The sequence below is a fragment of the Pseudomonas sp. MUP55 genome, assembly GCF_034043515.1.
In the GTDB taxonomy this organism is placed as follows: domain Bacteria; phylum Pseudomonadota; class Gammaproteobacteria; order Pseudomonadales; family Pseudomonadaceae; genus Aquipseudomonas.
The window spans coordinates 2,668,201-2,694,593 of sequence record NZ_CP138214.1 but is presented as its reverse complement, the minus strand read 5'-3'; the positions used below and the strand labels follow the sequence as shown (position 1 = coordinate 2,694,593).

At 61.1% G+C, this 26,393-nt stretch carries 20 protein-coding genes and 1 pseudogene; 13 read left to right on the top strand and 8 right to left on the bottom strand.

Annotated features, from left to right (window positions below):
• Positions 1–143 precede the first annotated feature (143 nt).
• Positions 144–1,016, bottom strand: coding sequence for a LysR family transcriptional regulator (locus SC318_RS12085; protein WP_320430977.1), 873 nt, complete (start codon positions 1,014–1,016; stop codon positions 144–146).
• A gap of 131 nt (positions 1,017–1,147) precedes the next feature.
• Between SC318_RS12085 and ampC the strand changes: the two genes are divergently transcribed.
• The gene (gene ampC, locus SC318_RS12080) at positions 1,148–2,302 is read left to right on the top strand and encodes a class C beta-lactamase (protein ID WP_320430976.1); all 1,155 of its coding nucleotides are present in this window, start codon (positions 1,148–1,150) and stop codon (positions 2,300–2,302) included.
• A 53-nt stretch (positions 2,303–2,355) separates the two neighbouring features.
• On the opposite strand, the gene SC318_RS12075 is transcribed toward ampC, so the two are convergent.
• Positions 2,356–3,369: a polyprenyl synthetase family protein gene (locus SC318_RS12075; RefSeq protein WP_320430975.1), complete on the bottom strand. Its 1,014-nt coding sequence runs from the start codon at positions 3,367–3,369 to the stop codon at positions 2,356–2,358.
• A gap of 223 nt (positions 3,370–3,592) precedes the next feature.
• On the opposite strand from SC318_RS12075, the gene SC318_RS12070 reads away from it, so the two are divergent.
• The 3 genes and pseudogenes from SC318_RS12070 to SC318_RS12060 all read left to right on the top strand — a co-directional run.
• Positions 3,593–4,669 carry a terpene synthase family protein gene (locus tag SC318_RS12070; RefSeq protein ID WP_320430974.1) on the top strand — a complete coding sequence of 359 codons (1,077 nt, stop codon included), beginning with the start codon at positions 3,593–3,595 and terminating at the stop codon, positions 4,667–4,669.
• 147 nt (positions 4,670–4,816) lie between these two features.
• Positions 4,817–6,640, top strand: a complete 1,824-nt coding sequence (locus tag SC318_RS12065; RefSeq protein ID WP_320430973.1) for a serine hydrolase domain-containing protein — start codon at positions 4,817–4,819, stop codon at positions 6,638–6,640.
• A gap of 23 nt (positions 6,641–6,663) precedes the next feature.
• Positions 6,664–6,801 (top strand): annotated as a pseudogene (locus SC318_RS12060) (MipA/OmpV family protein); the annotation flags it as partial.
• Between the two features lie 150 nt (positions 6,802–6,951).
• Here the strand turns inward: SC318_RS12060 and SC318_RS12055 are convergent.
• Together SC318_RS12055 and SC318_RS12050 are read right to left on the bottom strand one after the other, a co-directional pair.
• Positions 6,952–8,229: an ATP-binding protein gene (locus SC318_RS12055; RefSeq protein ID WP_320430972.1), complete on the bottom strand. Its 1,278-nt coding sequence runs from the start codon at positions 8,227–8,229 to the stop codon at positions 6,952–6,954.
• A complete protein-coding gene (locus SC318_RS12050) occupies positions 8,230–8,937 on the bottom strand; it encodes a response regulator (RefSeq protein ID WP_306492880.1) in 708 nt (235 codons plus the stop codon).
• 157 nt (positions 8,938–9,094) lie between these two features.
• Between SC318_RS12050 and SC318_RS12045 the strand changes: the two genes are divergently transcribed.
• The gene (locus SC318_RS12045) at positions 9,095–10,297 is read left to right on the top strand and encodes an MFS transporter (RefSeq protein ID WP_320430971.1); all 1,203 of its coding nucleotides are present in this window, start codon (positions 9,095–9,097) and stop codon (positions 10,295–10,297) included.
• Here the strand turns inward: SC318_RS12045 and SC318_RS12040 are convergent.
• Positions 10,253–10,855, bottom strand: coding sequence for a MiaE family protein (locus SC318_RS12040; RefSeq protein WP_320430970.1), 603 nt, complete (start codon positions 10,853–10,855; stop codon positions 10,253–10,255). The two genes, SC318_RS12045 and SC318_RS12040, sit on opposite strands and share 45 nt — an antisense overlap.
• Positions 10,856–11,002: 147 nt before the next feature.
• On the opposite strand from SC318_RS12040, the gene SC318_RS12035 reads away from it, so the two are divergent.
• Positions 11,003–11,866 (top strand): universal stress protein UspL, encoded by an 864-nt coding sequence (locus SC318_RS12035; protein WP_320430969.1) that lies wholly within the window; start codon positions 11,003–11,005, stop codon positions 11,864–11,866.
• Positions 11,867–11,987: 121 nt separating this feature from the next.
• Here SC318_RS12035 and SC318_RS12030 read toward each other — a convergent pair whose 3' ends face one another.
• Entirely contained in the window at positions 11,988–12,458 is a 471-nt protein-coding gene (locus SC318_RS12030; RefSeq protein WP_320430968.1) for a DUF1289 domain-containing protein, read from the bottom strand.
• Positions 12,459–12,854: 396 nt separating this feature from the next.
• Here SC318_RS12030 and acnB point away from each other — a divergent pair, with 396 nt between their 5' ends.
• Positions 12,855–15,464 (top strand): bifunctional aconitate hydratase 2/2-methylisocitrate dehydratase, encoded by a 2,610-nt coding sequence (gene acnB / locus SC318_RS12025; protein ID WP_320431221.1) that lies wholly within the window; start codon positions 12,855–12,857, stop codon positions 15,462–15,464.
• 873 nt (positions 15,465–16,337) lie between these two features.
• On the opposite strand, the gene SC318_RS12020 is transcribed toward acnB, so the two are convergent.
• Positions 16,338–17,615, bottom strand: a complete 1,278-nt coding sequence (locus SC318_RS12020; protein ID WP_320430967.1) for a serine/threonine transporter — start codon at positions 17,613–17,615, stop codon at positions 16,338–16,340.
• A gap of 405 nt (positions 17,616–18,020) precedes the next feature.
• Here SC318_RS12020 and SC318_RS12015 point away from each other — a divergent pair, with 405 nt between their 5' ends.
• The 6 genes from SC318_RS12015 (at position 18,021) to SC318_RS11990 (ending at position 23,611) form a co-directional block, all read left to right on the top strand.
• Complete coding sequence (locus SC318_RS12015; RefSeq protein WP_320430966.1) at positions 18,021–18,545, top strand: cysteine hydrolase family protein; 525 nt, start codon at positions 18,021–18,023, stop codon at positions 18,543–18,545.
• Positions 18,546–18,646: 101 nt separating this feature from the next.
• Positions 18,647–19,600: a 2-hydroxyacid dehydrogenase gene (locus SC318_RS12010; protein WP_320430965.1), complete on the top strand. Its 954-nt coding sequence runs from the start codon at positions 18,647–18,649 to the stop codon at positions 19,598–19,600.
• Positions 19,601–19,759: 159 nt separating this feature from the next.
• Positions 19,760–20,827 carry a phosphotransferase family protein gene (locus SC318_RS12005; RefSeq protein ID WP_320430964.1) on the top strand — a complete coding sequence of 356 codons (1,068 nt, stop codon included), beginning with the start codon at positions 19,760–19,762 and terminating at the stop codon, positions 20,825–20,827.
• 22 nt (positions 20,828–20,849) lie between these two features.
• The gene (locus tag SC318_RS12000) at positions 20,850–21,617 is read left to right on the top strand and encodes an SDR family oxidoreductase (RefSeq protein WP_320430963.1); all 768 of its coding nucleotides are present in this window, start codon (positions 20,850–20,852) and stop codon (positions 21,615–21,617) included.
• Between the two features lie 69 nt (positions 21,618–21,686).
• The gene (locus SC318_RS11995) at positions 21,687–23,120 is read left to right on the top strand and encodes a MocR-like pyridoxine biosynthesis transcription factor PdxR (protein WP_320430962.1); all 1,434 of its coding nucleotides are present in this window, start codon (positions 21,687–21,689) and stop codon (positions 23,118–23,120) included.
• A gap of 83 nt (positions 23,121–23,203) precedes the next feature.
• Positions 23,204–23,611: a cupin domain-containing protein gene (locus tag SC318_RS11990; protein WP_320430961.1), complete on the top strand. Its 408-nt coding sequence runs from the start codon at positions 23,204–23,206 to the stop codon at positions 23,609–23,611.
• Between the two features lie 124 nt (positions 23,612–23,735).
• Here the strand turns inward: SC318_RS11990 and pepN are convergent, their stop codons facing one another.
• A complete protein-coding gene (gene pepN / locus SC318_RS11985) occupies positions 23,736–26,393 on the bottom strand; it encodes an aminopeptidase N (RefSeq protein ID WP_320430960.1) in 2,658 nt (885 codons plus the stop codon).

Below are 26,393 nucleotides of genomic sequence, written 5' to 3'. Positions count from 1 at the left end.
CGAACATCGTACCCGTGGCGAGGGAGCTTGCTCCCGCTGGACTGCGCAGCAGTCCCATTGTTTGGGACCGCTTCGCGGCCCAGCGGGAGCAAGCTCCCTCGCCACAGGTTAGCGCTGCTGCTTCTTAGCCAGGGTTGCCCACCTCAGCCCGCACTGGCTTGCAACCACGCCTTGAACGCCAGCATCGCCGGCGTCTCGGCCCGCGACTGCAAGCGTGTCAGCCAGTAACTGCCGGTGGTAATCCCCGCCTCGAATGGCTGGCGGATCACATCACTTTCCAGTTGCCGTGAAAACATCGTCGGCGGCGCAAGGGCCACGCCCACGCCTTGCAGCGCTGCTTCCATCATCGCCAATGACGAATCGAACACGATGCTGCGCGGCACCAGGGTGTCCGCCGGCAGTCCGGCGGACTGGAACCACAGGCTCCATTCATCGGCGCGGTACGAACGCAGCAACGTGTGTTTCAACAGGTCGGCCGGCGTGTGCAACTGCTCGGCAAGGTGCGGCACGCAGAGCACGCTGAGCGGTGCTGCCAGCAATTGGCAGGCCTCGGTGCCGTGCCAGGCGCCGGCGCCAAAACGGATCGCGTAATCCAGGCCTTCGGCGGCCACGTCCACGCGGTTGTTGTGGGTGGACAGGCGCAGGTCGATAAACGGGTAGCGGCTCTGGAAATCCGGCAAGCGCGGCAACAGCCAGCCCACGGCAAAAGTACCCACCGCGCCTACCGCCAGCACTTCACGGTAATGCCCGGCCTCGAACTGGCCCAGGGTATGGGCGATGCGGTCGAACGACTCGCGCAGCACCGGCAACAGGGTTTCGCCTTCACGGGTGAGCATCAGCCCGCGCGGCAGGCGCTTGAACAGGGTGACATTGAGTTGCGCCTCCAGGCTTTTGACCTGATGACTGACTGCCGCCTGAGTCACACATAACTCGATGGCAGCCCGGGTGAAGCTCAGGTGCCGGGCGGAGGCCTCGAAGGCGCGCAGGGCGTTGAGGGGCAGATGGGAGCGCAGCATGTTGACCCTAGCTTTTCTAATGGCTCGTGCAAGATATCATCGTTTGTACCCAGTTCGCTTCAAGCCTAAATTGGCGGCGCCCGCGCAGGCTCTCAGCCCTACTCAATCGATTACATGGAAGCGAAACCACTATGCACCAAGAATTCAGTCACAGCCCCCTAAAGCTAATGGCTTGCGCGTTACTGCTGGTCGCCGGCCCGAGCATGGCTGCCACCGACCTGCGCCAGGTCGTGGACAGCCGTGTCCAACCGCTGATGCAACAACAGGGCATCGCCGGGCTGTCGGTGGCCGTGGTGAGAAACGGTCAGGCGCAATACTTTAACTACGGCGTCGCCTCCAGGGAGGGCAAGCAGCCGGTGACGCAAGACACCCTGTTCGAAGTCGGCTCGGTGACCAAGACCTTCACCTCGACGCTCGGCGGCTATGCCCTGGCACGCGGCAAGCTCAAGCTGTCAGATAACGCCAGCCAGCACTGGCCGGAGCTGGCCGGCAGCGCGTTCGACCACATCAGCCTGTTGCAACTGGCGACCTACACACCGGGCGGCCTGCCGCTGCAATTTCCCGAGGCGGCCGACAGCCCCGCGACCATGCTCGATTACTACAGGCACTGGCAACCCACCGACGCCCCCGGCACGCGACGCCTCTATTCCAACCCGAGCATCGGCCTGTTCGGCTACCTCGCGGCCAAGAGCCTGGGCCAGCCGTTCAACGTCGCCATGGAGCAAACCCTGCTCCCGGCGCTGGGCTTGAAGGACACTCACGTCAACGTACCCACAGGCAAGCTCAGCCGCTATGCACAAGGCTACGACAAACTGGAAAAACCCGTGCGCGTGGGCGCAGGCGCACTCGACAGCGAAGCCTACGGCATCAAGACCAGCACCCAGGACCTGGCGCACTACGTGATGCTGAACATGCACCCCGAAACCCTGAGCCAACCGCTGCAGCAGGCGATCGCCACCACCCACACCGGCTACTACACCGTTGACGGCATGACCCAGGGCCTGGGCTGGGAACGCTACCCCTACCCCATCGCCCTGCAAGCGTTGATCGACGGCAACTCAACGTCGATGGCAATGGAGCCGCACACGGTCAGCTGGCTGAAACCGGCGCAGGCGCAGCCGGCCAATGTGCTTTACAACAAGACCGGCTCCACCAACGGTTTTGGCGCCTACGTGGCGTATGTCCCGAGCAGGGACATCGGCGTGGTGGTCCTGGCCAACAGGAACTACCCGAATGCCGAGCGGGTGAAGCTCGCTTATGAGATTTTGAGCGCGCTGGGTCAATAACCAACGAAGGTATACCCCTACGTCGCGGCCACCACTGTCTGCGACGTTCGACTTTATCTGAGTACCTGTTTGTAGTAATCGTCATCCGGCTCAGGTTGGAAATGGATACTGAGTAAAAACCGTTCCAGCGCATGAATATCGACTGTGCTATTTCGTTGCTTGATAGCATCTAGATAGCGCAAAAGCTGCCCATAAGTATCCTCCATCAAGCGCAGGGCAGCGTCAAATACACCGGCGTCTCCATAACTGCGGATGATCTGTTTTTTCTGCTCTGAAGTGAGCGAGCCTTTTATTAATGCCTTACCTGCCAGGATCATCAGGAAAGACTTCGGCCCTCCCTCCAAATCCATAGCGAATCCTTTCTTTTCGAAATGCGGAATATGATTGATATCACAATAATCGTTGGTGTAACGGTAGTAGATACCCATCAGCAACATCATGCGTTTGAGCAGCGAATACGTCTTGGGTTCCAACAGCTTTAGACATTGACAAGCCTTTAACGGAAATACAAAAAAACAGCCCGTATTGGCTTGCGCAATACGCCCATATTCTTCAAGGGTGGGTAACGTATTACCGGCACTTACCTTGGCATCAAGGTATTGCCCTACATGCAGCTGCTCAAGGCTTTGTATACCGGCACGTACCACGTTTAGATCATTGAGCTCAGTCAGGATTCGAAGGCCATCCAGGTAACCGAACATTCCCGACACCAATGCGACCTCTGCACCATAATGCTTCCATACTGCAGGGATCCCGCGGCGTAACGCGTCACCGTCAAGCAAATCGTCATGTATCAGTGACGAAAGGTTCATTTCTTCGATGGCCGCACAGAGGGCGTGAGTCTGGGCGGAAGGTAAACCGTACAGCGCTGAGAGCGCCCATGTGAGTTCTGTTCGCACAAGTTTTCCAGGGACGCGTTCTTGATACCTGAAGGGCTCAAACCACTGGGCTCTGGCGTTTAAGTACCACTTACCATCGAATGACAAGCAGGAATGAATCATCTTACAGGCCTCGTTGTTGATAGTCTGAGAGCGTTTACTCTCTCCTTCTTCCGCGACGCTATTCACGCGTAAAGACCTTCAACTACTCGCAGGCCACTGCTTTACGAAAGCACCATTGACGCTTATCTGAACACTAGACTTTTCCCGCGAAAACTCAACTAAATGACACAGTCAAAATTCTATAACTTTCGGCACACTAATTCCAAATACATATAAGCCTTGCGTTCAACCGACCTATATTGAGTACTGAACACTAACGTCACCGCCCTACTCGACGACACACTGTCCTATGAAAGCCCCATTAACACCGATTAATCTCAATAAGCAACCAGCAGCCATTGGGGCAAACCGACGCGCCCACGAAAAGGGCGGGCCGCATCTCGCCCAGCCGACCATTGCCCCCTTTCATTTACCTGTTGAGCTTGAGACGGCGGATTTTCCTCTTAGCCCTTTTACGGAGCAGGCTCAGCAGCACACACGCCAGTGGCTCAGGAACATGGGGTTGGACAACACACCTCGTACGGCCCATCTATTGGATATTTACATTCCCGGTACCTACGCCGGTTACATGTGGAGTGATGCGCCGCTTGAATTATTGCTCATTCTTTCTGATCTGGTGGGCTGGTTCAGTTGCCAGGACGATCTTGCCGACGAAGATTGCAATGACCCGGAAGCCCTCGAGCGCGTGATTCGTGATGTCTACGCCAGTGCTTTCTCACGCACCACCACGTCCCGAGAACCGTTGGCCTGCGCCCTTGCAGATATCATGCGACGTGCTTCACGCTTGATGCCTGCGCTCTGGAAACAGCGAGTTGCCGAGCAATACCTAACATACCTGGTGCCCTGCACTACCGCATTGATGCATCGCATCCACCACTCGCAACCCGGGGTAGAAGGTTATGAAACCCTCTGGCAAAACGCTGGAGGCTTTCAAGTCTGCCTGGAGTTCACCTATTGGGTGCAAAACGTTCACTTATCCTCAGCGCTGTACTACAGCTCCCCCTGGCAGGAATTGCGAAGCCTGGCCCTGAATCTACTCAAGGCGGTTAACGATTTACTGTCTTTTCAGATCATGGAAGACCCTGATGAAGACATCTACAACTTACTGACTCACCTAAGACACACCCAAGGCTATTCGGCGCTGCAAGCCGCAAACGAAGTGTCACAACGCATCGGACAGTGGGCAAAAAGGTTCGCAGCGGCACAAGCGGAGCTGCCCGCACACCTGAACGCCTTGGGCTATGATACCCGCGCTCAGGAGCAAGCGATGACTTGTGCTCAAGCCCTGCATAACCAATGGCGCGGCAACATTGCCTGGCACTTGGCAGTGCCGCGCTATCGGGAAATACGCTTCCAGGGGCAGTAACCAGCGACCTTGATGCAACGCTTAACAGTCCACGCCCGCCGCATTTGCGTTAACAGTCTTTGACAGTTTCCCGACAAAGCACTCAAAGATTGCGCGCCGCCACGGCCTTAGCATTCGAGCCTCCAAACCACCCTTCGGATGCTCGTCATGTTTCGCACGCTACGCGGTATACCGCTGCTGGGTTGCCTGTTGGGCACCCTCGGTTGCCAGGGGCAAGCGCCAGCCCCGCCGTCGATTCAGAAAGGCGATTACGCCACCATCATCCGCTACCTGCAAAGCCGTATTCCGCGGGAGATGGCCCGGGACAATGTGGCGGGCTTGTCGATTGCCCCGGTCCACGGCCAGCAACTGATCTGGGCCAGCGGCTTCGGCCTGGCCGACAAGGCCCATGGCGTGCCGGTGACGCCCAACACGGCCTTTCGCGCCGGGGGTATCTCCACGCTGCTCACCGCCACGGCGACACTGCAACTGGTGGAGCAACAGCGCCTGGCGCTGGACGCTCCGCTGCAGCACACCTTGCGCGAGTTCCATGTGCGTTCGCGGTTCCACAGCGACCAGGACGAGGCGGATCGTGCGATCACCGTGCGCCGTTTGCTCAGCCATCAATCCGGCTTGCCCAGCGAACATCTGCGCGACCTGCACAGCACTTACGCCATGGGCCAGATGCCGCAGCGCGTTTCCGGCGTGTGGCTGAGCAGCCCACCGGGTTCCCAGGTGGCTTACTCCAACCTGGGCTATGCCCTGCTGGGGGCGGCGATCGAGCGCAGCAGCGGCAAAAGCTTCGAGGCGCAACTGCAGAGCAGCCTGCTCAAGCCTCTGGAGATGAACCAGTCGAGCTTTGTCGGCACCGCTGCACAACTGAACTACCGCGCCCTGGGCTACGAAGAGGGCAAGGCCAGCAACGACGCGCAGATACGTGACCTCGCCGCCGGGAGCCTGTGGGCCAGCCCCAAGGACCTCAGCCACTACGTACAAATGCTGTTCGCCAACGGTGTCTACAAAGGCAATCGGGTGCTCAACAGCGCTTCGATTGACCAGATGTTCACCCAGCAGAACACCGGCAACGCCCTGGATTTTGATTGCCAGATGGGCCTGGGCTGGTTTCTCGCGCCGTGCGGTGATGAGCCTGTCGGCCCCGGCATCCGTGCCTATCAGCACAGCGGTGGCGGTGATGATTTCGCCGCGCAATTGAGCGTGCTGCCGGACGAGCAACTGGCCGTGATCATCATGGCCAACGACAGCAATGCCCAAGACATGGTGGTGGCGTTGTCCACCGACATCCTGCGCCTGATGCTTAAGGCGCAGACCGGTAAGTCGGTGTGCGCCGACGACTGCCAGGCACCGAGCCACGGCCTCAAGCTGCGCCAGGTGTCGGCGGCGGTCGACCGCAAGCGCCTGGCCGGGTTTTATGCGACTTCCTGGGGCGTGTTCCGTATCAGGGATGATCACGGGCGCCTCTCCGGCGAACTGGGCGGGTGCGACTTCGAGCTGCTGCGCGACGATCAGGGCTGGTTGCGCGCGCAAAAGAAAATTCTCGGCTTCTGGCTCAAGGACCTTGGCGAACTGGGCCGTGTGCAGCTGGACGTGGTCCGGGTACAAGGCCGCCAGATCCTCACCGTGCGCAGCCATGGCCAGCGCCTTGCCGTGGGCGAACGCATTGAGCCACCGCCGCTGCCCATGGCGTGGGCAGACACCGTCGGCACCTACGAGGTGCTCAACACCCACGAGCCCGATGCACCGGTGAGCGGCATCAGCGTGCGCCTGGAAGAAGGTTTTTTGGTGGTGCGCGGCCAACTGCACGATGAGCCGTTGACCGACTACATCCTGCTGCCCGTCGATAACGCCCACGCGGTCGTGGCCGGCAGCGGCTACGGCCTGGGCGACACCGTCAGCCGCCAGATCAATGGCCTGAGTGCTTCAGGCTACGCCTTCAAACGCATGCAATCGCCCCTCAAACGCTTGAATTTCTAACCTGGATGAACCGCCTGATGCGGAGCGTGCCGATCAACGAAAACACGCGCTTCTCGACGTTATTGGATGTGCAGTATCTGGCGGACAAGGCAGGCAAGCGCGCGATTGTGGAGCAGCGCTTGCAGGCGTCGGTGATGGGTGCGCTGGAATACGCGTTCTAGCTGAGAAGCAGCAGAAGCGAGAAGTCACCTGTGGCGAGGGAGCTTGCTCCCGCTGGGCCGCGCAGCGGCCCCAAACAATGGGCCTGCTGCGCAGTCCAGCGGGAGCAAGCTCCCTCGCCACAGGTACATCAGGGTTTGTTCCGTCCTGTATTACCCGGCGTACGCCCAGGTCATCCGAAACGATGCCCCACCCCACTCCGAATCCAGCACTTGCACCTGCCCGCCATGCCACTGGCTGACGCGCTGGACCAACGCCAGACCGAGGCCAAAGCCACCGGTGCGGCGGTCGCGGCTGGCGTCCAGGCGCATGAAGGGTTCAAAGACCTTGCCCCGGCCCTCCAGTGGAATGCCAGGACCATCGTCGTTAACCCGCAACTCGTAACCGCTGCCGAACTTGACCAGCGACACCTCAACCCGACGCTCGGCATAACGAATGGCATTGCGCAGCAGGTTGATCACCGCGCGAGCCATGAAGCGCGGCTCGATGCGAATGATATCGACCTCACAGGTGCGCAACGACAACTGCACCCCCGCGGCCTCGGCCTCCAGCGCCACGCTGCCGATCACGCTGTCCAGCCAACTGTGGGCCTCGATGTTTTCGCGGGTGACCTGGGTCGCGCCGCGCTCCAGGCTGGCGTAGGTCAGCAGTTCGGAGACCATTTCCTCCAGCTCGCCAAGGTCGGCGTACATGTCGGCGATCAGTTCGCGGCTTTCACGCGGGTCGGCCTGCTGCTTGAGTTGGTCGAGTTCAAAGGACAAGCGCGCGATGGGTGTGCGCAGTTCATGGGACACCGCGTTGGTCAGTTCGCGCTGGTTGGCGATCAGGCTTTCGATGCGCTCGGCCATCTGGTTGAAGTGCCCGGCCAGCGCGCGCACGGTGGAGCGGCGCGGCAACAGGATGCGTGAGCCCAGGTCGTTGTCGCCAAAGCGCTGCGCCGCCAGCCGGATGTGCTCCAGGTCGCGCCAGTGCGGGCGCACCCAGAAATACAACACGATGGCCAGGCTCACGCCGAGGAAGCCATAGGCCCACAGGTACAGCCATTTCGGCTCTTCCGGCAATTGGATTTCGAGCAATTGCGGGCCATCGTCGATGGGCGCAAGGAACTTCATGAAGTCCTCGCGCACCACCACCTGGTCGCTTGCCAGGAGTGCCTGTTCGCGCTCACTCAAGTGCTGGCTGTCGCGCTCAACCAGCCGCAAACGCAGCCCGTAATGCGGTTGCAACTGGTCCAGACGCGCCTGGCGCGCCTCTCCCTGCACCGGCCGCAGTTGCTCCACCAACGCCCACGCCGGGCCGCGCAGGGCCTCGCGGTTATAGGTTTCGTTGGATTCGGGCATGTACGCGTCGAGGCCATAGTTGACCAGCCAGATCGCACCGGCCAGGCCGAGCGCGAGGATCAGGTACAAGCGCAGATACAGGCGCAGCATTCAGACCTCCCACGCGAACGGATTGAACAGGTAGCCCTTGCCCCAAATGGTCTTGATGCACACCGGTTCGCGTGGGTTGTCATTGAGCTTGCCGCGCAGTTTGCTGATGTAGACATCGACGCTGCGGTTCAGGCCGTCGAAGGCAATGCCGCGCATGCGGTTGAGGATGTCGTCGCGCGAGAGGATGGTCCCCGAACTGCTCGCCAGCAGCCACAGCAGTTCGAACTCCATGGTGGTGAGGTCGATCTTCTCATCGCCCAGGCGCACCACCCGGCAACTGCGATCGATCGACAAGCGGCCGAATTCCAGGTAATCGCGCACCGTCGGCTCGGGTACCTGCCGCCGCTGCAGCGCACGCAGGCGCGCCAGCAAGACCGGCGGTTTGATCGGTTTGATCACATAATCATCGGCACCGGACTCAAGGCCCAGGATATGGTCCAGGTCATCTTCCTTGGCGGTGAGGATCACAATGGGTGTGTCGGACACATTGCGAATCTCGCGACACACATGCAAGCCGCTCTGGCCCGGCAGCATCAGGTCGAGCACGACCATTTTCGGCTTGAACTCCAGGAAGGCCGCCAGGGCAAGATCGCCCCGGTGCACCACCCGCACCTCGAAACCATGCTGCGACAGGAAATGCGCGATCAGCCCTGCCAGCTTTTCATCGTCCTCGACGATCAGCACCTTGCCCAGACCCAGGTTTTCCATAAGTTCTCAGTGTAGAAATGCAGATTGAAAGGCCGGCATTATAGGTGGCAAGCTGGCCGACCGGAGCAGCGGCCGCGTGCGGTGCCGGGAAGCTTCATGCTTTTAAGAGTTTTTAACAAATAGCCTGCACTCTTTTACGCCATTGACAGGGAGCTTCATGCGCAAGGATTACCTGGCGTTCTTCATTTCGCTGTTCCTGTCGCGGCTGGCGGACCAGATCCTGCTGTTCATCGTGCCGCTGATCGTGTTTCAGACCACCGGCAGTGTGTCTTGGGCCGGCCTTGCATTCTTCGTCGAATCACTGCCGCGCTACCTGGCATTCCCCGTGTGCGGGGCGTTGTGCGACAGGTTCTCACCCGTGCGCATCCTGCATATCAGCCAAGTGTATCGGGCCCTCGCCTGTGGGGTGGCGGTGGCGCTGCATGGGCTGTTCGACGGTATTCACTGGCTGGTGATCCTGTCCGCGTTGTGCGGGGTGCTGACCACTCAGGGCATCATGGCGCGGGAAGTGCTGATGCCGCATATCTTCCAGCACTACACCTACGCCAGGACCTTGTCCTACTCACAGATCGCCGACCAGAGCGGCCTGGTACTCGGGCCGTTGATGGCGGCGCTGGTGCTGCAGGTCTGGGCATGGCCCTGGGTGGTGCTGGGGGTCGCCGCGCTGTTTGTGCTGGCGGACCTTGCGATGCGGGTCTGGCAGCGCCACACCGCGGTTAACCTGCAGCCTCCCGCGCAGCAGCACGTGGGGGTCTGGTTACAACCCCTGCGCATCGCCTTCGGCCACATCGGCAACCTGGTGGAGTTGAAGCGCATCATCACCCTGGCCATCGGTGTGAACCTGATCGTGGGCGTAACGCTGGCCACGTCGGCGGCCATGGTCACCGGGCAATACGCGGCGCACAACAACGCCTACGCCCTGCTGCAAGCGGCGGGCGCGCTGGTCACCGTGGTGATTCTGTTCTACCTCGCACGGTCGACCCTGGCGCTGAAGGTGCTCGGCGGGCTGTCGTATTCGATGATTGCCGTCGGCGCGCTGATTACCGCCATCAGCCCCAACGTATGGGCATACGCGGTGGGCTTTTTGCTGGTGAGCGGTTTCGACAAGATGTTCAATGTCTACCTGCGCAGCACCCGGCAGCGGGTGATTCCGGTGCAGGACTTCGGCAAGACGGTGGGGGTGATCACCTTGCTCAACAACCTCGCTCAACCCTTGGCGGGCTTGATGATTGCCGTGCTGGCTGCACCGTTTGGCACACAGACGGTGATCCTGCTGTTGACCGGGATCACCGCTTTGATCGGCGTGGCTGTGGCCTCAGGCTGGCACGCCACTGTGAAAGCGGAACTCGACGTCGGCTGACTCGATCAAGTCCTGCTCGGCCGCCCTCACCCGCTCGATCACCTGGGCGATGTCCTTGGCGTCGCCGTACTGGTACGCCAATTTCAAGTAACCCTGAAAGTGCCGCGCTTCGCTCTTGAGCAAACCAAAGTAGAACTTGCCGAGTTCTTCGTCCAAATGCGGCACCAGCGCTTCGAAACGCTCGCAACTGCGCGCTTCGATAAAGGCCCCGACCACCAGAGTGTCCACCAGTTTAACCGGCTCATGGTTGCGCACGACCTTGCGCAAACCCGAGGCGTATCGCCCAGCCGACAGCTGACGCAGTTCCACCTTGCGCTTTTTCATCAGGCGCATCACCTGCTCATGGTGCACCAGTTCTTCACGGGCCAGGCGCGACATCATGTTGATCAGGTCGATATGGCCGTGGTACTTGGCGATCAGGCTCAGGGCGGTGCTGGCAGCCTTGAATTCGCAGTTCTTGTGGTCGATCAGCAGGGTGTCCTGATCGGCCAGCGCGGCCTGGACCCAGGCGTCGGGGGTGCGGCAGCCGAGGAATTCGTGGATTTCGGGCAGGATCATCGGGCTCACGGGCAAAGGGTGACAAAAAGGCCGCCGATTATACCGACCCCGCCGCAGACCACCAGCCATGGCCCTTGATGTGCATCAACATGACGCCAGGCGCGCAGCAACTATAGTTGTTGCAGGCCCCTTCCTGGAGAACCGACCATGCAAGCCATCCGCAGCATCCTGGTGGTCATCGAGCCCGAGCATTCCGAAAGCCTGGCCCTCAAGCGCGCCAAGCTGATCGCCGGGGTGACCGACGCGCACCTGCATTTGCTGGTGTGTGACAAGAAGCACGAGCATTCGGCGCTGCTGAGCGTGCTCAAGGCCGGCCTGCAGGAGGACGGGTATAGCGTCACCACCGAACAAGCGTGGAACGACAGCCTGCACGAGACCATCGTCGATGTGCAGCAGGCCGAGGGCTGCGGCCTGGTGATCAAGCAGCACTTTCCCGACAGCCCGCTGAAAAAAGCCCTGCTGACCCCGGCAGACTGGAAACTCTTGCGCTATTGCCCCACGCCCGTGCTGCTGGTCAAGACCGCTACGCCTTGGGCTGGCGGAGTGATTCTGGCGGCCATCGACGTGGGCAATACCGACAGCGAACACCGTTCATTGCACAACTCCATCATCGACCATGGCTTTGATATTGCCAGCCTGGCCAAGGCGCAGTTGCACGTGATCAGCGCGCACCCATCGCCGATGCTGTCGGCGGCGGACCCGACGTTTCAGCTCACCGAAACCATCGAGGCGCGTTACCGCGAGCAGTGCCGGGCCTTCCAGGCCGAGTTCGACGTGGATGATGCACACCTGCATATCAAGGAAGGCCCGGCGGATGTGCTGATTCCCCATATCGCTCAGCAGTTGCAGGCAGCGCTGACCATTATCGGCACCGTGGCGCGCACCGGCCTTTCCGGGGCGCTGATCGGCAACACGGCGGAGGTGGTGCTGGATGCGGTGCAAAGCGATGTGCTGGTGCTCAAGCCGCAGTCGCTGATGGACCACTTAGAAGAACTGGCCACTCAATCCTGAAGCAATGAAGATCAAATGTGGGAGGGGGCTTGCCCCCGATAGCAGTGGTTCAGTCGATTCATAAGTGGCTGATACACCGCCATCGGGGGGCAAGCCCCCTCCCACATTTTGATCTGTGCGGTCAGGTAGATAGCGCATCTTTGAGGAAACCCGGGGCGATATAGCGCTGGTAATGCGCCTCGGACAAGATAAAGAACTCGCGGTCAATCGCATCGCGCAGGTCCGGCAGGGGCCAGTCGCGAAACTCCGGCAGCAGCACCATGCCATAAGCCTCCAGGTTATTGATCACCCGCGCTCCACGCGCAATCAGTTGATAGGCCCAGCAATATTCCGATTGGTGCGGCACGAAACGAATCTTGCGTTGCTCCAACTGCCCGCGCAGGGTCTTGGGGTCGAAAATCTCCACCTTCCCGGCCATCACCTGCACCAGCAATTGCTCGAGCCTGAGCCAGACCGCGCGCTTTTCTTCTTCGTTATAGCCATTCCACAGGATCACTTCGTGGTGAAAGCGCTTGCAGCCGCGGCACACGAGATCGCCGTAGACCGTGGAGCACAGGCCGACGCAGGGGGTCTTGATGGTTTGGTTGGGCATGGGCGAAACACACAGATCAGCGAAACAGTGCGCCATGTTAGCCCTTTGTCTAAGGTTGATCACCCTGCAAACTTGGTGACGCAACTTACCTTTAGATTTTTTTTGCCGTAGAATCACCCGGCCTTGTAAGGCGCCAATAATCCGCTGGAAGCTGTTTTCAAAGCGTCACGAGCACAGTCGTTCCTTCAGAACGGTGTTGGCGATGGTGAATGACTCGGTAGGTCAACGCCCTCGCCAACCCTCATCAGCTCCGTTCTGCAGGCGTAAAACTTTGAAAGCAGCTTCTGTAAGGAATGCCGGCAGCGCTGGCTTTGCGGCCCAAAAAGCCCCCGAGCGCATGCGTGCCGGCCGTTCCTGGATGAGCGTCCCGTGGGACCACTGATGAGGGTAATAACTGTGCTTGAAGCCTACCGCAAACATATCGAAGAGCGTGCAGCCCTGGGTATCGTTCCCCAGCCGCTTAACGCCGAACAAACCGCAGGCCTGGTCGAGCTGCTGAAAAATCCCCCGGCTGGCGAAGAAGAATTCCTCGTTGACCTGATCACCAACCGCATTCCACCGGGCGTTGACGAAGCTGCCTACGTCAAGGCCGGCTTCCTGTCCGCCCTGGCCAAGGGCGAAGCCACCTCCCCCCTGATCGACAAGAAACGCGCTGTTGAACTGCTGGGCACCATGCAAGGCGGCTACAACATCGTGACCCTGGTCGAGCTGCTGGACGACGCCGAGTTGGCGCCTGTCGCGGCTGCCCAGCTCAAGCACACCCTGCTGATGTTCGATGCGTTCCACGACGTGGCGGAAAAAGCTCGCAACGGTAACGAACATGCCAAAGGCGTGATCCAGTCCTGGGCTGACGGCGAATGGTTCCGCAACCGTCCTACCCTGGCCGACAAGATCAGCCTGCGTGTGTTCAAGGTCACCGGCGAAACCAACACCGACGACCTGTCCCCTGCCCCGGACGCCTGGTCGCGCCCTGACATCCCGCTGCACGCCCTGGCCATGCTGAAAATGGCCCGTGAAGGCATCGTACCGGACGAGCAAGGCAAGACCGGCCCGATGAAGCAGATCGAAGAGATGCGCGGCCAAGGCTTCCCGATCGCCTACGTCGGTGACGTGGTCGGTACCGGTTCCTCGCGTAAATCGGCGACCAACTCCGTGCTGTGGTTCTTCGGCGACGACGTTCCCTTTGTTCCGAACAAGCGCGCCGGCGGCTTCTGCTTCGGCAGCAAGATCGCTCCGATCTTCTACAACACCATGGAAGATGCGGGCGCCCTGCCGATCGAGTTCGACGTGTCCAACATGAACATGGGCGACGTGATCGACCTGTATCCACATGCTGGCAAAGTCTGCAAACACGGCACCGACGAAGTCATCACCACCTTCGAAATGAAGACCCCGGTGCTGTTGGACGAAGTCCGCGCCGGCGGCCGTATCCCGCTGATCATCGGTCGCGGCCTGACCGACAAGGCGCGTGCCGAACTGGGCCTGGGCCCAACCGACCTGTTCAAGCTGCCTGAAGCGCCTGTCGACACCGGCAAAGGCTTCACCCTGGCACAGAAGATGGTCGGCAAGGCCTGCGGCCTGCCGGAAGGCAAAGGCGTTCGCCCTGGCACCTACTGCGAGCCGAAGATGACCACCGTGGGGTCTCAGGACACCACCGGTCCTATGACCCGCGACGAACTCAAGGACCTGGCGTGCCTGGGCTTCTCGACCGATCTGGTGATGCAGTCCTTCTGCCACACCGCGGCCTATCCAAAGCCGATCGACGTGACTACCCACCACACCCTGCCTGACTTCATCATGACCCGTGGCGGTGTATCGCTGCGTCCAGGCGACGGCATCATCCACAGCTGGCTGAACCGCATGCTGCTGCCGGACACCGTCGGTACCGGTGGTGACTCCCACACCCGTTTCCCGATGGGCATCTCGTTCCCGGCCGGCTCCGGCCTGGTTGCGTTCGCCGCCGCCACTGGCGTCATGCCACTGGACATGCCGGAATCGATCCTGGTGCGCTTCAAAGGCAAGATGAAGCCTGGCATCACCCTGCGTGACCTGGTGCACGCCATTCCTTACTACGCGATCCAGTCGGGTCTGCTGACAGTAGAGAAGAAAGGCAAGAAGAACGCCTTCTCCGGGCGCATCCTGGAAATCGAAGGCCTGAACGACCTGACGCTGGAACAGGCGTTCGAGCTCTCCGACGCCTCGGCTGAACGTTCGGCTGCCGGTTGCACCATCAAGCTGTCCAAGGACTCGGTCACCGAGTACCTGAACTCCAACATCACCCTGCTGCGCTGGATGATCGGCGAAGGCTACGGCGATGCACGCACCCTGGAACGTCGCGCCCAAGCGATGGAAGCCTGGGTTGCCAACCCGGAGCTGATGGAAGCCGATGCCGACGCCGAATACGCCGAAATCATCGAGATCGACCTGTCCGAGATCAACGAGCCGATCCTCTGCGCGCCGAACGACCCGGACGACGCCCGTCTGTTGTCCAGCGTTGCCGGTGAGAAGATCGACGAAGTGTTCATCGGTTCGTGCATGACCAACATCGGTCACTTCCGCGCAGCCGGTAAACTGCTGGAGCAGGTCAAGGGCCAGTTGCCAACCCGTCTGTGGCTGTCGCCGCCGACCAAGATGGACGCTCACCAGCTGACCGAAGAAGGCTACTACGGCATCTACGGCAAGGCTGGCGCGCGCATGGAAATGCCGGGCTGCTCGCTGTGCATGGGTAACCAGGCACGTGTAGAGCCGAATTCGACTGTTGTGTCGACTTCGACCCGTAACTTCCCGAACCGTCTGGGCGATGGTGCGAACGTCTACCTGGCCTCGGCCGAGCTGGCGGCAGTGGCCTCTACCCTGGGCCGTCTGCCGACTGTTGAAGAGTACATGGGCTACGCGGCGAAACTGGACACCATGGCCAGTGACGTCTACCGCTACCTGAACTTCGACCAGATCGCCGAGTTCCGCAAGATCGCAGCAAGCGCCAACATCCCGGTGATTCAAGCTTAACGGTGTGTTGATGTAAAAAACGCCGCGTATCGCAAGGTACGCGGCGTTTTTTTGTGCCTGGAATACAAACAAATGTTGGGAGGGGGCTTGCCTCCGATAGCAGTGGTCGAGTCAATTCATAGTTGACTGATACACCGCCATCGGGGGCGAGCCCTCTCCCACATTTGGGTCTCTCCCAGCCCATCGCAGCGAAACGCAAGCTGGAGATAAGCGGCGTTATCCCTGGAATACAGCCTCAGCAGCACCACCAAACACATGTGGGAGGGGGCTTGCCCCCGATAGCAGTGGCCCAGTCGATTCATAGTTGACTGACACACCGCCATCGGGGGCAAGCCCCCTCCCACATTTGGATCTTTGTAGTCCTTGGAGGCTGTGTTGGGCCTTAAGCAGCCAGCAAGTAAACCAGGGTAGTAATCGCCACCCAGCCCATCGCAGCGCAAGCTGAAGATACGCCGCGTTTTATCCCTGGAATTCAGCCCCAGCAGCACCACCAAACACATGTGGGAGGGGGCTTGCCCCCGATAGCAGTGGTCCAGTCGATTCATAGTTGACTGATACACCGCCATCGGGGGCAAGCCCCCTCCCACATTTGGGTCTCTGTAGTCTTTGCAGGCTGTGTCAGGTCTTAAGCAGCCAGCAAGTAAACCAGAGTAGTAATCGCCATCCAGCCCATCGCAGCGAACCGCAAGCTGAAGATACGCGGCGTTTTATCCCTGGAATACAGCCTCAGCAGCACCACCAAACACATGTGGGAGGGGGCTTGCCCCCGATAGCAGTGGTCCAGTCAATTCATAGTTGACTGATACACCGCCATCGGGGGCAAGCCCCCTCCCACATTTGGATATCTGTAGTCCTTGGAGGCTGTGTCAGGGCTTAAGCAATCAGCGAGTAGACCAACGCTGTAATCGCCACCAGGCCCACCGCAGTGACAAACACATTCGACGCCTGCCCACGGTACTTGGCCATGGCCGGCACCTTGCGGATGGCGTACATCGGCATCAGGAACAGGATCGAGGCAATGACCGGCCCGCCCAGGGTCTCGATCATGCCCAGGATGCTCGGGTTAAGCGTGGCGACGATCCAGCACACCACCAGCATGAAAGCAGCGGTCATGCGGTCCAGCGTCTTGGCTGCCGGGCGGCGACCCGTTTTCAGTACCAGGCCCTTGAGGCCCTCGCTGGCACCGATGTAGTGGCCCAGGAACGACTTGGCAATTGCCACGAATGCAATCAGCGGCGCGGCGAAGGCAATGGTCGGGTTGTCGAAGTGGTTGGCCAGGTACGACAGGATCGACAGGTTCTGCGCTTTCGCCTCGGCCAACTGCGCCGGCGACAGGGTCAGCACGCAGCTGAACACGAAGAACAGCACCATCGCCACCATCAGCAAGTGCGCGCGAGACAGGATCTGCGAGCTGCGCTCGTCGGCGTGCACGCCATACTGACGCTTCTGGTCCACCGCGAAGGCCGAAATGATCGGCGAATGGTTGAACGAGAACACCATCACCGGAATGGCCAGCCATAGGGTGTTGAGCAGGGCCGACGGTGCAGGGATCTCACTGGCAGTGCTGAGAATACCGCCCGTCCAATGCGGCACCAGATACACGGCAAGGAACAGCAACGCGACAATGAACGGGTACACCATCAGGCTCATGGCCTTGACGATCACCTGTTCACCACAACGCACCACCGCCAGCAGGCCGAGGATCAACACAAACGCCAGGATGGCCCGAGGCGGCGGCATGATGTGCAGTTGGTGTTCCATGAAGCTGCTGACGGTATTGGTCAGCGCCACACTGTAGATCAGCAGGATCGGGAAGATCGCAAAGAAGTACAGCAAGGTGATCAGCGCGCCGGCCTTGAGGCCGAAATGCTCTTCGACCACGTCAGTGATGTCGGAGCCTTCACGGCCGGACAGTACGAAACGGGTCAGCCCGCGGTGGGCAAAGAACGTCATCGGGAAGGCCAGCAGCGCCAGGATCACCAGTGGCCAGAAGCCCCCCAGGCCCGCGTTGATCGGCAAGAACAAGGTACCGGCGCCGATGGCGGTGCCGAATAGCCCAAGCATCCAGGTGGTGTCCTGGCGGCTCCAGCTTGTGAGCGTTGCAGGTGTCGTTGCATAGCGTTGGTCGACGCTATTGGCCTGATCATTCATCCGGTCGGATCTCCGCATTCACACGGCCGGGACGAGTCAGAAAAACCTGACAGGCAGCGCCCCGACCTCAACAGGGGCGCGATTGTCCGGGATTCTCTCGAATAAGCAAAGACTTAGCTGAGCAGCGGTCAGGCGGTGCAGCCGACCGGGCATGCCCCGCAGGGCGTTGATCGCTTTAAAAACCCGTGTGCGCGTTGACAGCCTCGCACCTGCCCCAGCATGATCCAGGCATGAACCCTCTTCAGTTGTGCCTCACCCGCACCACCACCACGACCGCTTATGGCGGGTCGTGCGGTTGCTGTGGGGGATCAAACTAGCGACACCCCGAAGTTACCCAAGGCCCCGCCAGCAATGGACGGGGCCTTTTTTGTGCTCCGCCATCCGGCACTCAAAAGGAGCAACACCATGGCAACCGCCCTGCTGATCATCGACATGCAAACCGGCCTGTACGACGGACCGCAAAAACCCTTCGAGCGCGAACGGGTGCTGCACGCCATCAACCAGCTGATCCGGCGCGCCCGCACAGCCAGCGCCCCCCTCTTCGTCGCGCGCCATACCGGCCCGGCCGGTTCGCACATCGAAGCCGGCAGCGCGCTGTGGCAGCTGTGGGAAGGCCTGGATGTCGACCAATCCCGCGATCACCTGTTCAACAAGACCCGCCCCAGCTGTTTCCTGGGCACCGACCTGGCGCAACAGCTGGCACAGGCGCAGGTCGATGAACTGGTAATTGTGGGCATGAAGACCCAGTTCTGCGTCGACACCACCAGCAGAGTCGCGGTAGAACTGGGCTTCTCGGTGGTGTTGCCGGAGGACGCCCATACCTGCATGGACACCCCGGCGTTAGCGGCCGAGGCGATCATTGAACACCACAACGCCACGCTGGCCGGGGCGTTTGTGAAGCGCGTGCGCGCCGCTGACGTCACCTTCTGAAGGTGCGGGAGCGAGTTCAAGCTCGCTCCCGCAGCAACCTACGATCCTTCTTACAAATCACGCATACTCATGCGCTCAAGCACTTCAGGAAGAACCCTGCGATGACTACCACTGTTCTGGTCCTGGTTGAGACCATCAATGAATACCTGCAAATCATCGAGAGCAATGATTTCCATGTGATCCTCGCGCCCACGCCTGCCGAACGCGCCCAGGCGATCAAGACCCACGGTGGCCAGATCAAGGCCGTGCTCACCCGTGGCCCGCTGGGGCTGTATGCCGATGAAATCGCCGCGCTGCCGCTGCTGGAAATCATCTGCGTGATCGGTGCCGGCTACGAACATGTCGACCTGCAGGCCGCCGCCAACCGAGGCATTGTGGTAACCAATGGCGCCGGGGTGAATGCACCGTCGGTGGCCGACCATGCCATGGCCTTGCTGCTGTCTCTGGTGCGCGGCATTCCCCAGACTGACGCCGCCGTGCGCCGTGGCGAGTGGCCAAAGGTGATGCGCCCTTCCCTGGGCGGCAAGCAGTTGGGGATCCTCGGGCTGGGCGCGGTGGGCCTGGAGATTGCCCGGCGCGCGTCCCTGGGGTTCGGCATGGAGGTGAGCTACCACAACCGCCAACCCCGCGATGATGTGGATTACACCTACTGTTCAACCGCCGTGGAACTGGCGCGCACCTGCGATTTTCTGATCCTGGCCACGCCCGGTGGCGCCAGCACTCGCCACCTGATCGATCGCCACGCGCTCGATGCCCTGGGGCCCAACGGCTATCTGGTCAACATCGGCCGGGGCAGCGTGGTGGTGACTGCCGACTTGGTGGCTGCGCTGGAACAGCGGCGTATCGGCGGCGCCGCCCTGGACGTATTCGACGACGAACCCAAGGTGCCCGACGCGCTCAAGCGCTTGAGCAATACCGTACTGACGTCCCATGTGGCCGGCCTGTCGCCGGAAGCGGCTCACGATACCGTGCAACGGGTCGCCGACAACCTGGTGGAATACTTCGCCGGTCGCCCGGTACTCACACCGGTAACCCTGCCGTCGCGCAACGAATAGCCCGTCCCCCCAGGTGACCGGCTGCTGGAGTGGATCAAGCCTGCTGATCATCCCCCAACACGCTAACCTATTAAGCGGCCCCGACCTTGTCGCTGGGCTGCGGTGCGCATTAGATTAGCCAATAGTCCAAGGCCTCAAAAATAAGCAGAAGGGATAAGCATGGCGCTTAACGACCAATCGACCCAGATTCGCCCCGGCGAAGAACTTGATGCCAGCCTGATCGATCCCTACCTCAAGGCCCATATCCCCGGCCTGCACGGCCCCCCCAAGATCAGCCAGTTCCCCGGCGGCGCGTCTAACTTGACGTATCTGCTGGAATACCCGGACCAGGAATTCGTGTTGCGTCGCCCGCCGTTCGGCCACAAGGCCAAGTCTGCCCACGACATGGGCCGTGAATACCGCATCCTCAACCAACTCAAGGATGGCTTTCCGTACTGCCCCAAAGCCTATGTGCATTGCACCGACGAGACGGTGATCGGCGCCGAATTTTACGTGATGGAGCGGGTCAACGGCATCATCCTGCGCTCGGACCTGCCGGCGGGACTGGGCCTGGACGCGAGCCGCACCGAAGCCTTGTGCAAGAGCTTTATCGACAAATTCGTCGAGCTGCATCAGGTCGACTACAGCGCCTGCGGCCTGGCCGACCTGGGCAAGCCCCAGGGTTATGTGGAACGCCAGATCCGTGGCTGGAGCGAGCGCTACGAAAAAGCCCTGACCCCCGATGCGCCGCGCTGGGAAGTCGTGCGCGCCTGGCTCAACGACAAGATGCCGGCCGATCACCCGACCTCCAGCATCGTGCACAACGACTATCGCTTCGACAATGTGATCCTCGACCCGCACAACCCGATGCAGATCATCGGGGTGCTGGACTGGGAGCTGACCACCCTGGGCGACCCGCTGATGGACCTGGGCAACACCCTCGCCTACTGGATCGAAGCCGCCGACCCCGCGCCCGTGCAACTGATGCGTCGCCAGCCAAGCAATGCGCCCGGCATGCTCACCCGCCGCCAGTTCGTCGACTACTACGCCGAACGCTCGGGCATCCAGATCGACAATTTCGACTTCTATTACACCTACGGCCTGTTCCGCCTGGCCGGCATCGTGCAGCAGATCTACTACCGCTTCTTCCACGGCCAGACCCAGGACAAACGCTTCGCCCAGTTCATCCACATGAACAAGCTGCTGGAGCAGATGAGCCTGGCGGTCATTGGCAAGTCCGCCCTCTGATAACAATCACAAGGAACCCCTCATGTCCAAGACCCACCTGTTCGACCTCGACGGCAAGGTTGCTTTCGTTTCCGGCGCCAGCCGTGGCATCGGCGAGGCCATCGCCAAGCTGCTGGCCCAGCAAGGCGCCCACGTGATTGTTTCCAGCCGCAAACTGGAAGGCTGCCAGCACGTCGCCGACGCGATCATCGCCGACGGCGGCAAGGCCACCGCGATTGCCTGCCATATCGGTGAAATGGAGCAGATCACCCAGGTGTTCGCCAGCATCCGTGAACAGTTCGGCCGCCTGGACATCCTGGTCAACAACGCCGCGACCAACCCGCAGTTCTGCAACGTGCTGGACACCGACCTCGGTGCGTTCCAGAAAACCGTCGACGTGAACATCCGCGGTTACTTCTTCATGTCGGTGGAAGCCGGCAAGCTGATGCGCGACAACGGCGGGGGCAGCATCATCAACGTGGCCTCGATCAACGGCATTTCCCCGGGGGTATTCCAGGGCATCTATTCGGTGACCAAGGCCGCCGTGATCAACATGACCAAGGTGTTCGCCAAGGAATGCGCCGCGTTCGGTATCCGCTGCAACGCGCTGCTGCCAGGCCTGACCGACACCAAGTTCGCCTCGGCGCTGGTCAAGAACGACGCGATCCTGAAAATGGCCCTGGCACAGATCCCGCTCAAGCGCGTGGCCGACCCCAGCGAAATGGCCGGCGCAGTGCTGTTCCTGGCCAGCGATGCGTCGAGCTACACCACCGGCGTGTCGCTGAACGTGGACGGTGGTTTCCTGTCCTGATAGCGCCTGGTTTCTTCGGATCGATTTGCGCGTAACCTTGGCGCAGATCGATCTGTCCCAGGATGAAACATGGAACTGCACCTCGTCATCAACGGCCGCAAGGACCTGGCTGCCCAGCTTTACCAGCAACTGCGCGAAGCCATCGCCACCGGGCGCCTGTCAGCCGGCGCGCAGTTGCCGCCCAGCCGACTGCTCGCCGAGCAACTGGGCGTTTCGCGCAAAACGGTATCGGACACCTACGCCACCTTGACGTACGAAGGCCTGCTGGTGGGCCGGATTGGTCGGGGCACCTTCGTCAACGCGTGGGCACCGCAGCAAGGCCTTGTGCAGACCGCCACGGACCTGGCCTGCGCCGCCAACCTGGGCAAATGGGCGTCGCTGCCCTCGCCCATGCGCCACCCCGCCCGCGACGACATCCTGCGCTACGAATTCATCGGTGGAGCAACCACACGCAATCAGTTTCCCCAAGAAGAGTGGCGGCGCTGCACCCAGGATGCGCTGCGCCGCATCGCCCAGAACAGTGGGTTCTACAGCCAACCCGAAGGCCTGCCCGCACTGCGCGACGCCATTGCCGGGCACATCGCGTTTTCTCGCGGGGTGAACTGCCGCGCTGCTGACATCGTGGTGACCAATGGCGCGCAGCAGGCGCTGGACCTGATCGCCCGCGTGGTACTCGAACCCGGCAGCATCGTCGCGATGGAAGACCCTGGTTACAGCCCGGCGCGTCAGTTGTTCGTGGCGATGGGGGCCAGGGTCGCCAGCGTTCCGGTGGACGCACAGGGCATTCAGGTCGACCAGATCCCTGATGGCACGCGACTGGTGTACGTGACTCCGTCCCACCAGTTCCCCCTCGGCATGCCCATGAGCCTGGCGCGGCGCAAGGCCCTGCTGGACCGTGCCATCGAGCTCGGCGCGATCATTATCGAAGACGACTACGACAGCGAGTTCCGCTACCAGGGCCGCCCCACCGACTCGCTGCAAAGCATGGATACCCGAGGCGTGGTGACTTACGTCGGCACCTTTTCCAAGACCCTGCTGCCTGAGCTGCGCCTGGGCTACGCGGTGCTGCCGCCGGCGATCCATGGCTCCGTGCTCAAGGCCAAGCAATTGACCGATCAGCACAGCTCCACCCTGCCGCAATGGGCGCTGGCCAAGTTCATCAGCGAAGGTTACCTGCTCAAACATATCCGCCGCTGTCACGGCGTGTATGCGGGGCGTCGCGAGCGGATTCTGCAGCGCCTGGCGGGCGACCTGTCGCCCTGGTTCGAGGCAGTGCCGACGGTGGCGGGGTTTCATCTGGCGGCACTGTGCAAGGTGCCGGTGGATATACCGTTGCTGATGGAACGAGCGCGCAAGGTGGAGGTGGGCCTGTACCCCCTGGATGGGTTTTTTCACGATACGCCGGTACGCTCGGGGCTGATTCTCGGCTTCGGGGCCATCGAAACCCTCGATATCGACCCGGCGCTGGACAAGGTACGCGACATCCTGCAGCAGATTGGCTAGCGGGTTTTCCGGCGGATTGGTCATTGGTCGACCGCGCCCGTGGGCGTAGGGTGAACACATCTCGAACTATGTGGAGCCCCCTCATGAAACGACTGCTCGCCGCCGCCGCGATACTCACTTCGCTGACTGCCTTCGCCCATGAACCGGTGTACAACCAGGAAACCCTCAAGGTGCTGCAAGAGCACGCCTTGACCAACGTGCCCGGCAAGAAAACCATCATGCTCACCGTGGACTACGCCCCCGGCCAGGCCACCGTGCCCCACAGCCACACCGGCACTGCCGTGGCTTATGTGCTGGAAGGCCAGATCATCTCGCGGGTCAACGACGGCAAAGCGATTACCTACAAGGTCGGCGATTCGTTCTACGAGCCCGCAGGTTCGCGGCACTTTGAATCGAGCAACGCCAGCCAGACCCAGCCCGCCAAGTTGCTGGTGGTGATGGTGCTGGATGACAAGGCCGAGGTGCTGACGCCGCTTGCAGCATCAAAATAGAAAATGTGGGAGGGGGCTTGCCCCCGATGGCAGCGTGTCAGTCGCTGAATAAGCCAACTGATGCACCGCTATCGGGGGCAAGCCCCCTCCCACATTTTGAATGGTGTGATTCAGGCTTTGCGTGTCAGGCAAGGCTCTTGCTGACCACCTCAAACACATCGCTGGACAGCTCGCCCGAGCCAAGAATGCGCTCCAGCTGCGCCTTCATCAGCACTTGCCGCGCGGCGTCGTATTTGCGCCAGCGCGTCAGGGGTGCCAATTGGCGCGAAGCAATCTGTGGGTTCAGCGTATTGAGCTGGATCACCAGGTCCGCCAGGAAGCGGTAGCCCGAGCCGTCCGCGGCATGGAAGTTGATCAGGTTCTGCCCGGCAAACGCGCCAATGAGTGCGCGCACTTTGTTCGGGTTCTTGATGGTGAACGCCGGGTGCTCCATCAACGCCTTGACCCGCGCCAGCCCGCCCGGCAGGGTGCTGCCGGCCTGCACGCTGAACCACTGGTCCATGACCAGCGGGTTGTCCTTGAAGTTCTCGGCAAACACCGCCAGCGCCTGGGCTTTTTCCGTTTCGAACGGCGAGTTCACCAGCACGGCCAGGGCCGTCAGGCGCTCGGTCATGTTGTCGCTGGTGTCGAACTGGTCCAGCGTCGCCGCCAGCACTTCAGGCTTGGCGCTGAGCATCAGGTAGGACAGCGCGATGTTCTGCAGGGCGCGGCGGGCAAAGTGCTCGGCCTCGGCCACGTACGGCGTCTGGCGGGACAGGTCACGGTTGGCCTGATAGCGCAGCCACAGGCCTTCGAACAGGTGGTCGGCCAACTGCTTGCGGGCAAATTCGCGGGCGGCGTGGATGGCATCGACGTCCGCCACTTCGCTGATTTCAGCCAGGTAGGCTTCGCTCGGCAAGGAGAGCATTTCGGCGACCATGGCCTGGTCCAGGCTTTCGTCGCTCAAGACCGTGCGCAATGCCTCGATCAGGCATTGATCCAGCTTCAGCGGTTGCCCTGCCTGATGTTGACCGATCAGTTCCTGCAACACCTGAACCGACAGCTGCTGACTGGCGTCCCAGCGGTTGAAGCCGTCGCTGTCGTGCTGCATCAGGAACATCAGTTGGTCGCGGTCATACGGGAAGCTCAGTTTCACCGGCGCCGAAAAGCCACGCAGCAACGAAGGCAACGGCTTTTCTGCGACATCGACAAAGGTGAAGGTCTGCTCGGCTTCGGTCACCGAGATCACACGGGAAGTACCGCCTGCCGTCGCTTCACCGGCCAGACGCAAGGCAATGCCAGCGCCCTGGCTGTCCAGCAGGCCCAGCTCGACCGGGATCACGAACGGCAGCTTTTCCACCTTGTCCGGGGTTGGCGGGCAGCTCTGGCGGAAGGTCAGGCTGTAGGTCTTGGCCCCTGCGTCGTAGGACTCGCTCACCGCCAGACGCGGCGTGCCGGCCTGGCTGTACCAGCGCTTGAACTGGCTGAGGTCCACGCCGTTGGCGTCTTCCATGGCCTTGATGAAATCGTCGCAGGTCACGGCTTGGCCGTCGTGGCGCTCGAAATACAGGTCGCTGCCTTTGCGGAAACCTTCGGCGCCGAGCAAGGTGTGGATCATGCCGACCACTTCCGAGCCCTTTTCGTACACGGTCAGGGTGTAGAAGTTGGAGATTTCGATAAAGCTGTCCGGGCGCACCGCGTGGGCCATGGGGCCGGCGTCTTCGGCGAACTGGTGAGTGCGCAGGTACGCCACGTCCTGGATGCGCTTGACTGTCGCCGAGTTCATGTCGGCGGAGAAGCCCGAGTCGCGGAACACGGTGAAGCCTTCCTTGAGCGACAGTTGGAACCAGTCGCGGCAGGTCACGCGGTTGCCCGACCAGTTGTGGAAGTACTCGTGGGCGACGATGGCTTCGACGCGCTGGTGCGCGGCATCGGTAGCGGTTTCGGCGCGGGCCAGTACGGCGCTGGAGTTGAAGATGTTGAGGCCCTTGTTCTCCATGGCGCCCATGTTGAAGTCGTTGACCGCCACGATCATGAAGATGTCGAGGTCGTACTCGCGACCGTAGGTTTCTTCGTCCCAGCGCATGGATTTTTTCAGGCTGGTCATGGCGTGCTGGCACTTGTCGATGTTTTCCGGCTCGACGTAGATGCGCAGCGCCACCTCGCGCTGGGTCATGGTGGTGAAGCTGTCTTCGACACACCAAAGGTCACCGGCCACCAGGGCAAACAGGTAGGCCGGTTTCTTGAACGGGTCTTCCCAGGTCGCCCAGTGCCGACCGTCTTCGCCGGGGCCGCTGGCGATCGGGTTGCCGTTGGACAGCAGCACCGGGTAGCGGTGCTGCTCGGCGATCACCGTGGTGGTGAACACGCTCATCACGTCCGGACGGTCCAGGTAGTAGGTGATCTTGCGGAAACCTTCGGCCTCGCACTGGGTGCAGAACATGCCGCTGGATTTGTACAGGCCTTCCAGGGCGGTGTTGGTTTCCGGGTGAATCTTGACCGTAGTGTCCAGGGTGAAGGTTTCGTTGTTGGGCTGCAGCGTCAGGTGGCTGTCGGTCAACTGGTAGTCGGCGGCCGTCAGCGCCTGGTCGGCAAGGTTGACGCTCAAAAGCTCCAGTTGCTGCCCATCGAGCACCAGCGGCGGCAGCCCCGCGCCGCGCTCGGGATTGCGGCGCATCACCAGCTGCGCGTGGACCAGGCTGTGGTCCTCGAACAACTCGAAGGTCAGGTGCGTCTCGTCGATCAGGTAGTCCGGCGCCTGATAGTCCTTCAGGTAAATCATCTTCGGTTGTTCGGTGCGCAT

Bases quoted from the DNA above. Each gene is read 5' to 3' on its own strand.
- SC318_RS12050 (WP_306492880.1), bottom strand. From the start codon at position 8,937: ATGGAAAACCTGGGTCTGGGCAAGGTGCTGATCGTCGAGGACGATGAA.
- SC318_RS12005 (WP_320430964.1), top strand. From the start codon at position 19,760: ATGGCGCTTAACGACCAATCGACCCAGATTCGCCCCGGCGAAGAACTT.
- SC318_RS12055 (WP_320430972.1), bottom strand. From the start codon at position 8,229: ATGCTGCGCCTGTATCTGCGCTTGTACCTGATCCTCGCGCTCGGCCTG.
- SC318_RS11990 (WP_320430961.1), top strand. From the start codon at position 23,204: ATGAAACGACTGCTCGCCGCCGCCGCGATACTCACTTCGCTGACTGCC.
- SC318_RS12070 (WP_320430974.1), top strand. From the start codon at position 3,593: ATGAAAGCCCCATTAACACCGATTAATCTCAATAAGCAACCAGCAGCC.
- SC318_RS12065 (WP_320430973.1), top strand. From the start codon at position 4,817: ATGTTTCGCACGCTACGCGGTATACCGCTGCTGGGTTGCCTGTTGGGC.
- ampC (WP_320430976.1), top strand. From the start codon at position 1,148: ATGCACCAAGAATTCAGTCACAGCCCCCTAAAGCTAATGGCTTGCGCG.
- SC318_RS12020 (WP_320430967.1), bottom strand. From the start codon at position 17,615: ATGAATGATCAGGCCAATAGCGTCGACCAACGCTATGCAACGACACCT.
- SC318_RS12035 (WP_320430969.1), top strand. From the start codon at position 11,003: ATGCAAGCCATCCGCAGCATCCTGGTGGTCATCGAGCCCGAGCATTCC.
- SC318_RS12085 (WP_320430977.1), bottom strand. From the start codon at position 1,016: ATGCTGCGCTCCCATCTGCCCCTCAACGCCCTGCGCGCCTTCGAGGCC.
- SC318_RS12040 (WP_320430970.1), bottom strand. From the start codon at position 10,855: ATGATCCTGCCCGAAATCCACGAATTCCTCGGCTGCCGCACCCCCGAC.
- SC318_RS12030 (WP_320430968.1), bottom strand. From the start codon at position 12,458: ATGCCCAACCAAACCATCAAGACCCCCTGCGTCGGCCTGTGCTCCACG.
- SC318_RS12015 (WP_320430966.1), top strand. From the start codon at position 18,021: ATGGCAACCGCCCTGCTGATCATCGACATGCAAACCGGCCTGTACGAC.
- SC318_RS11995 (WP_320430962.1), top strand. From the start codon at position 21,687: ATGGAACTGCACCTCGTCATCAACGGCCGCAAGGACCTGGCTGCCCAG.
- SC318_RS12010 (WP_320430965.1), top strand. From the start codon at position 18,647: ATGACTACCACTGTTCTGGTCCTGGTTGAGACCATCAATGAATACCTG.
- SC318_RS12000 (WP_320430963.1), top strand. From the start codon at position 20,850: ATGTCCAAGACCCACCTGTTCGACCTCGACGGCAAGGTTGCTTTCGTT.
- pepN (WP_320430960.1), bottom strand. From the start codon at position 26,393: ATGCGCACCGAACAACCGAAGATGATTTACCTGAAGGACTATCAGGCG.
- SC318_RS12045 (WP_320430971.1), top strand. From the start codon at position 9,095: ATGCGCAAGGATTACCTGGCGTTCTTCATTTCGCTGTTCCTGTCGCGG.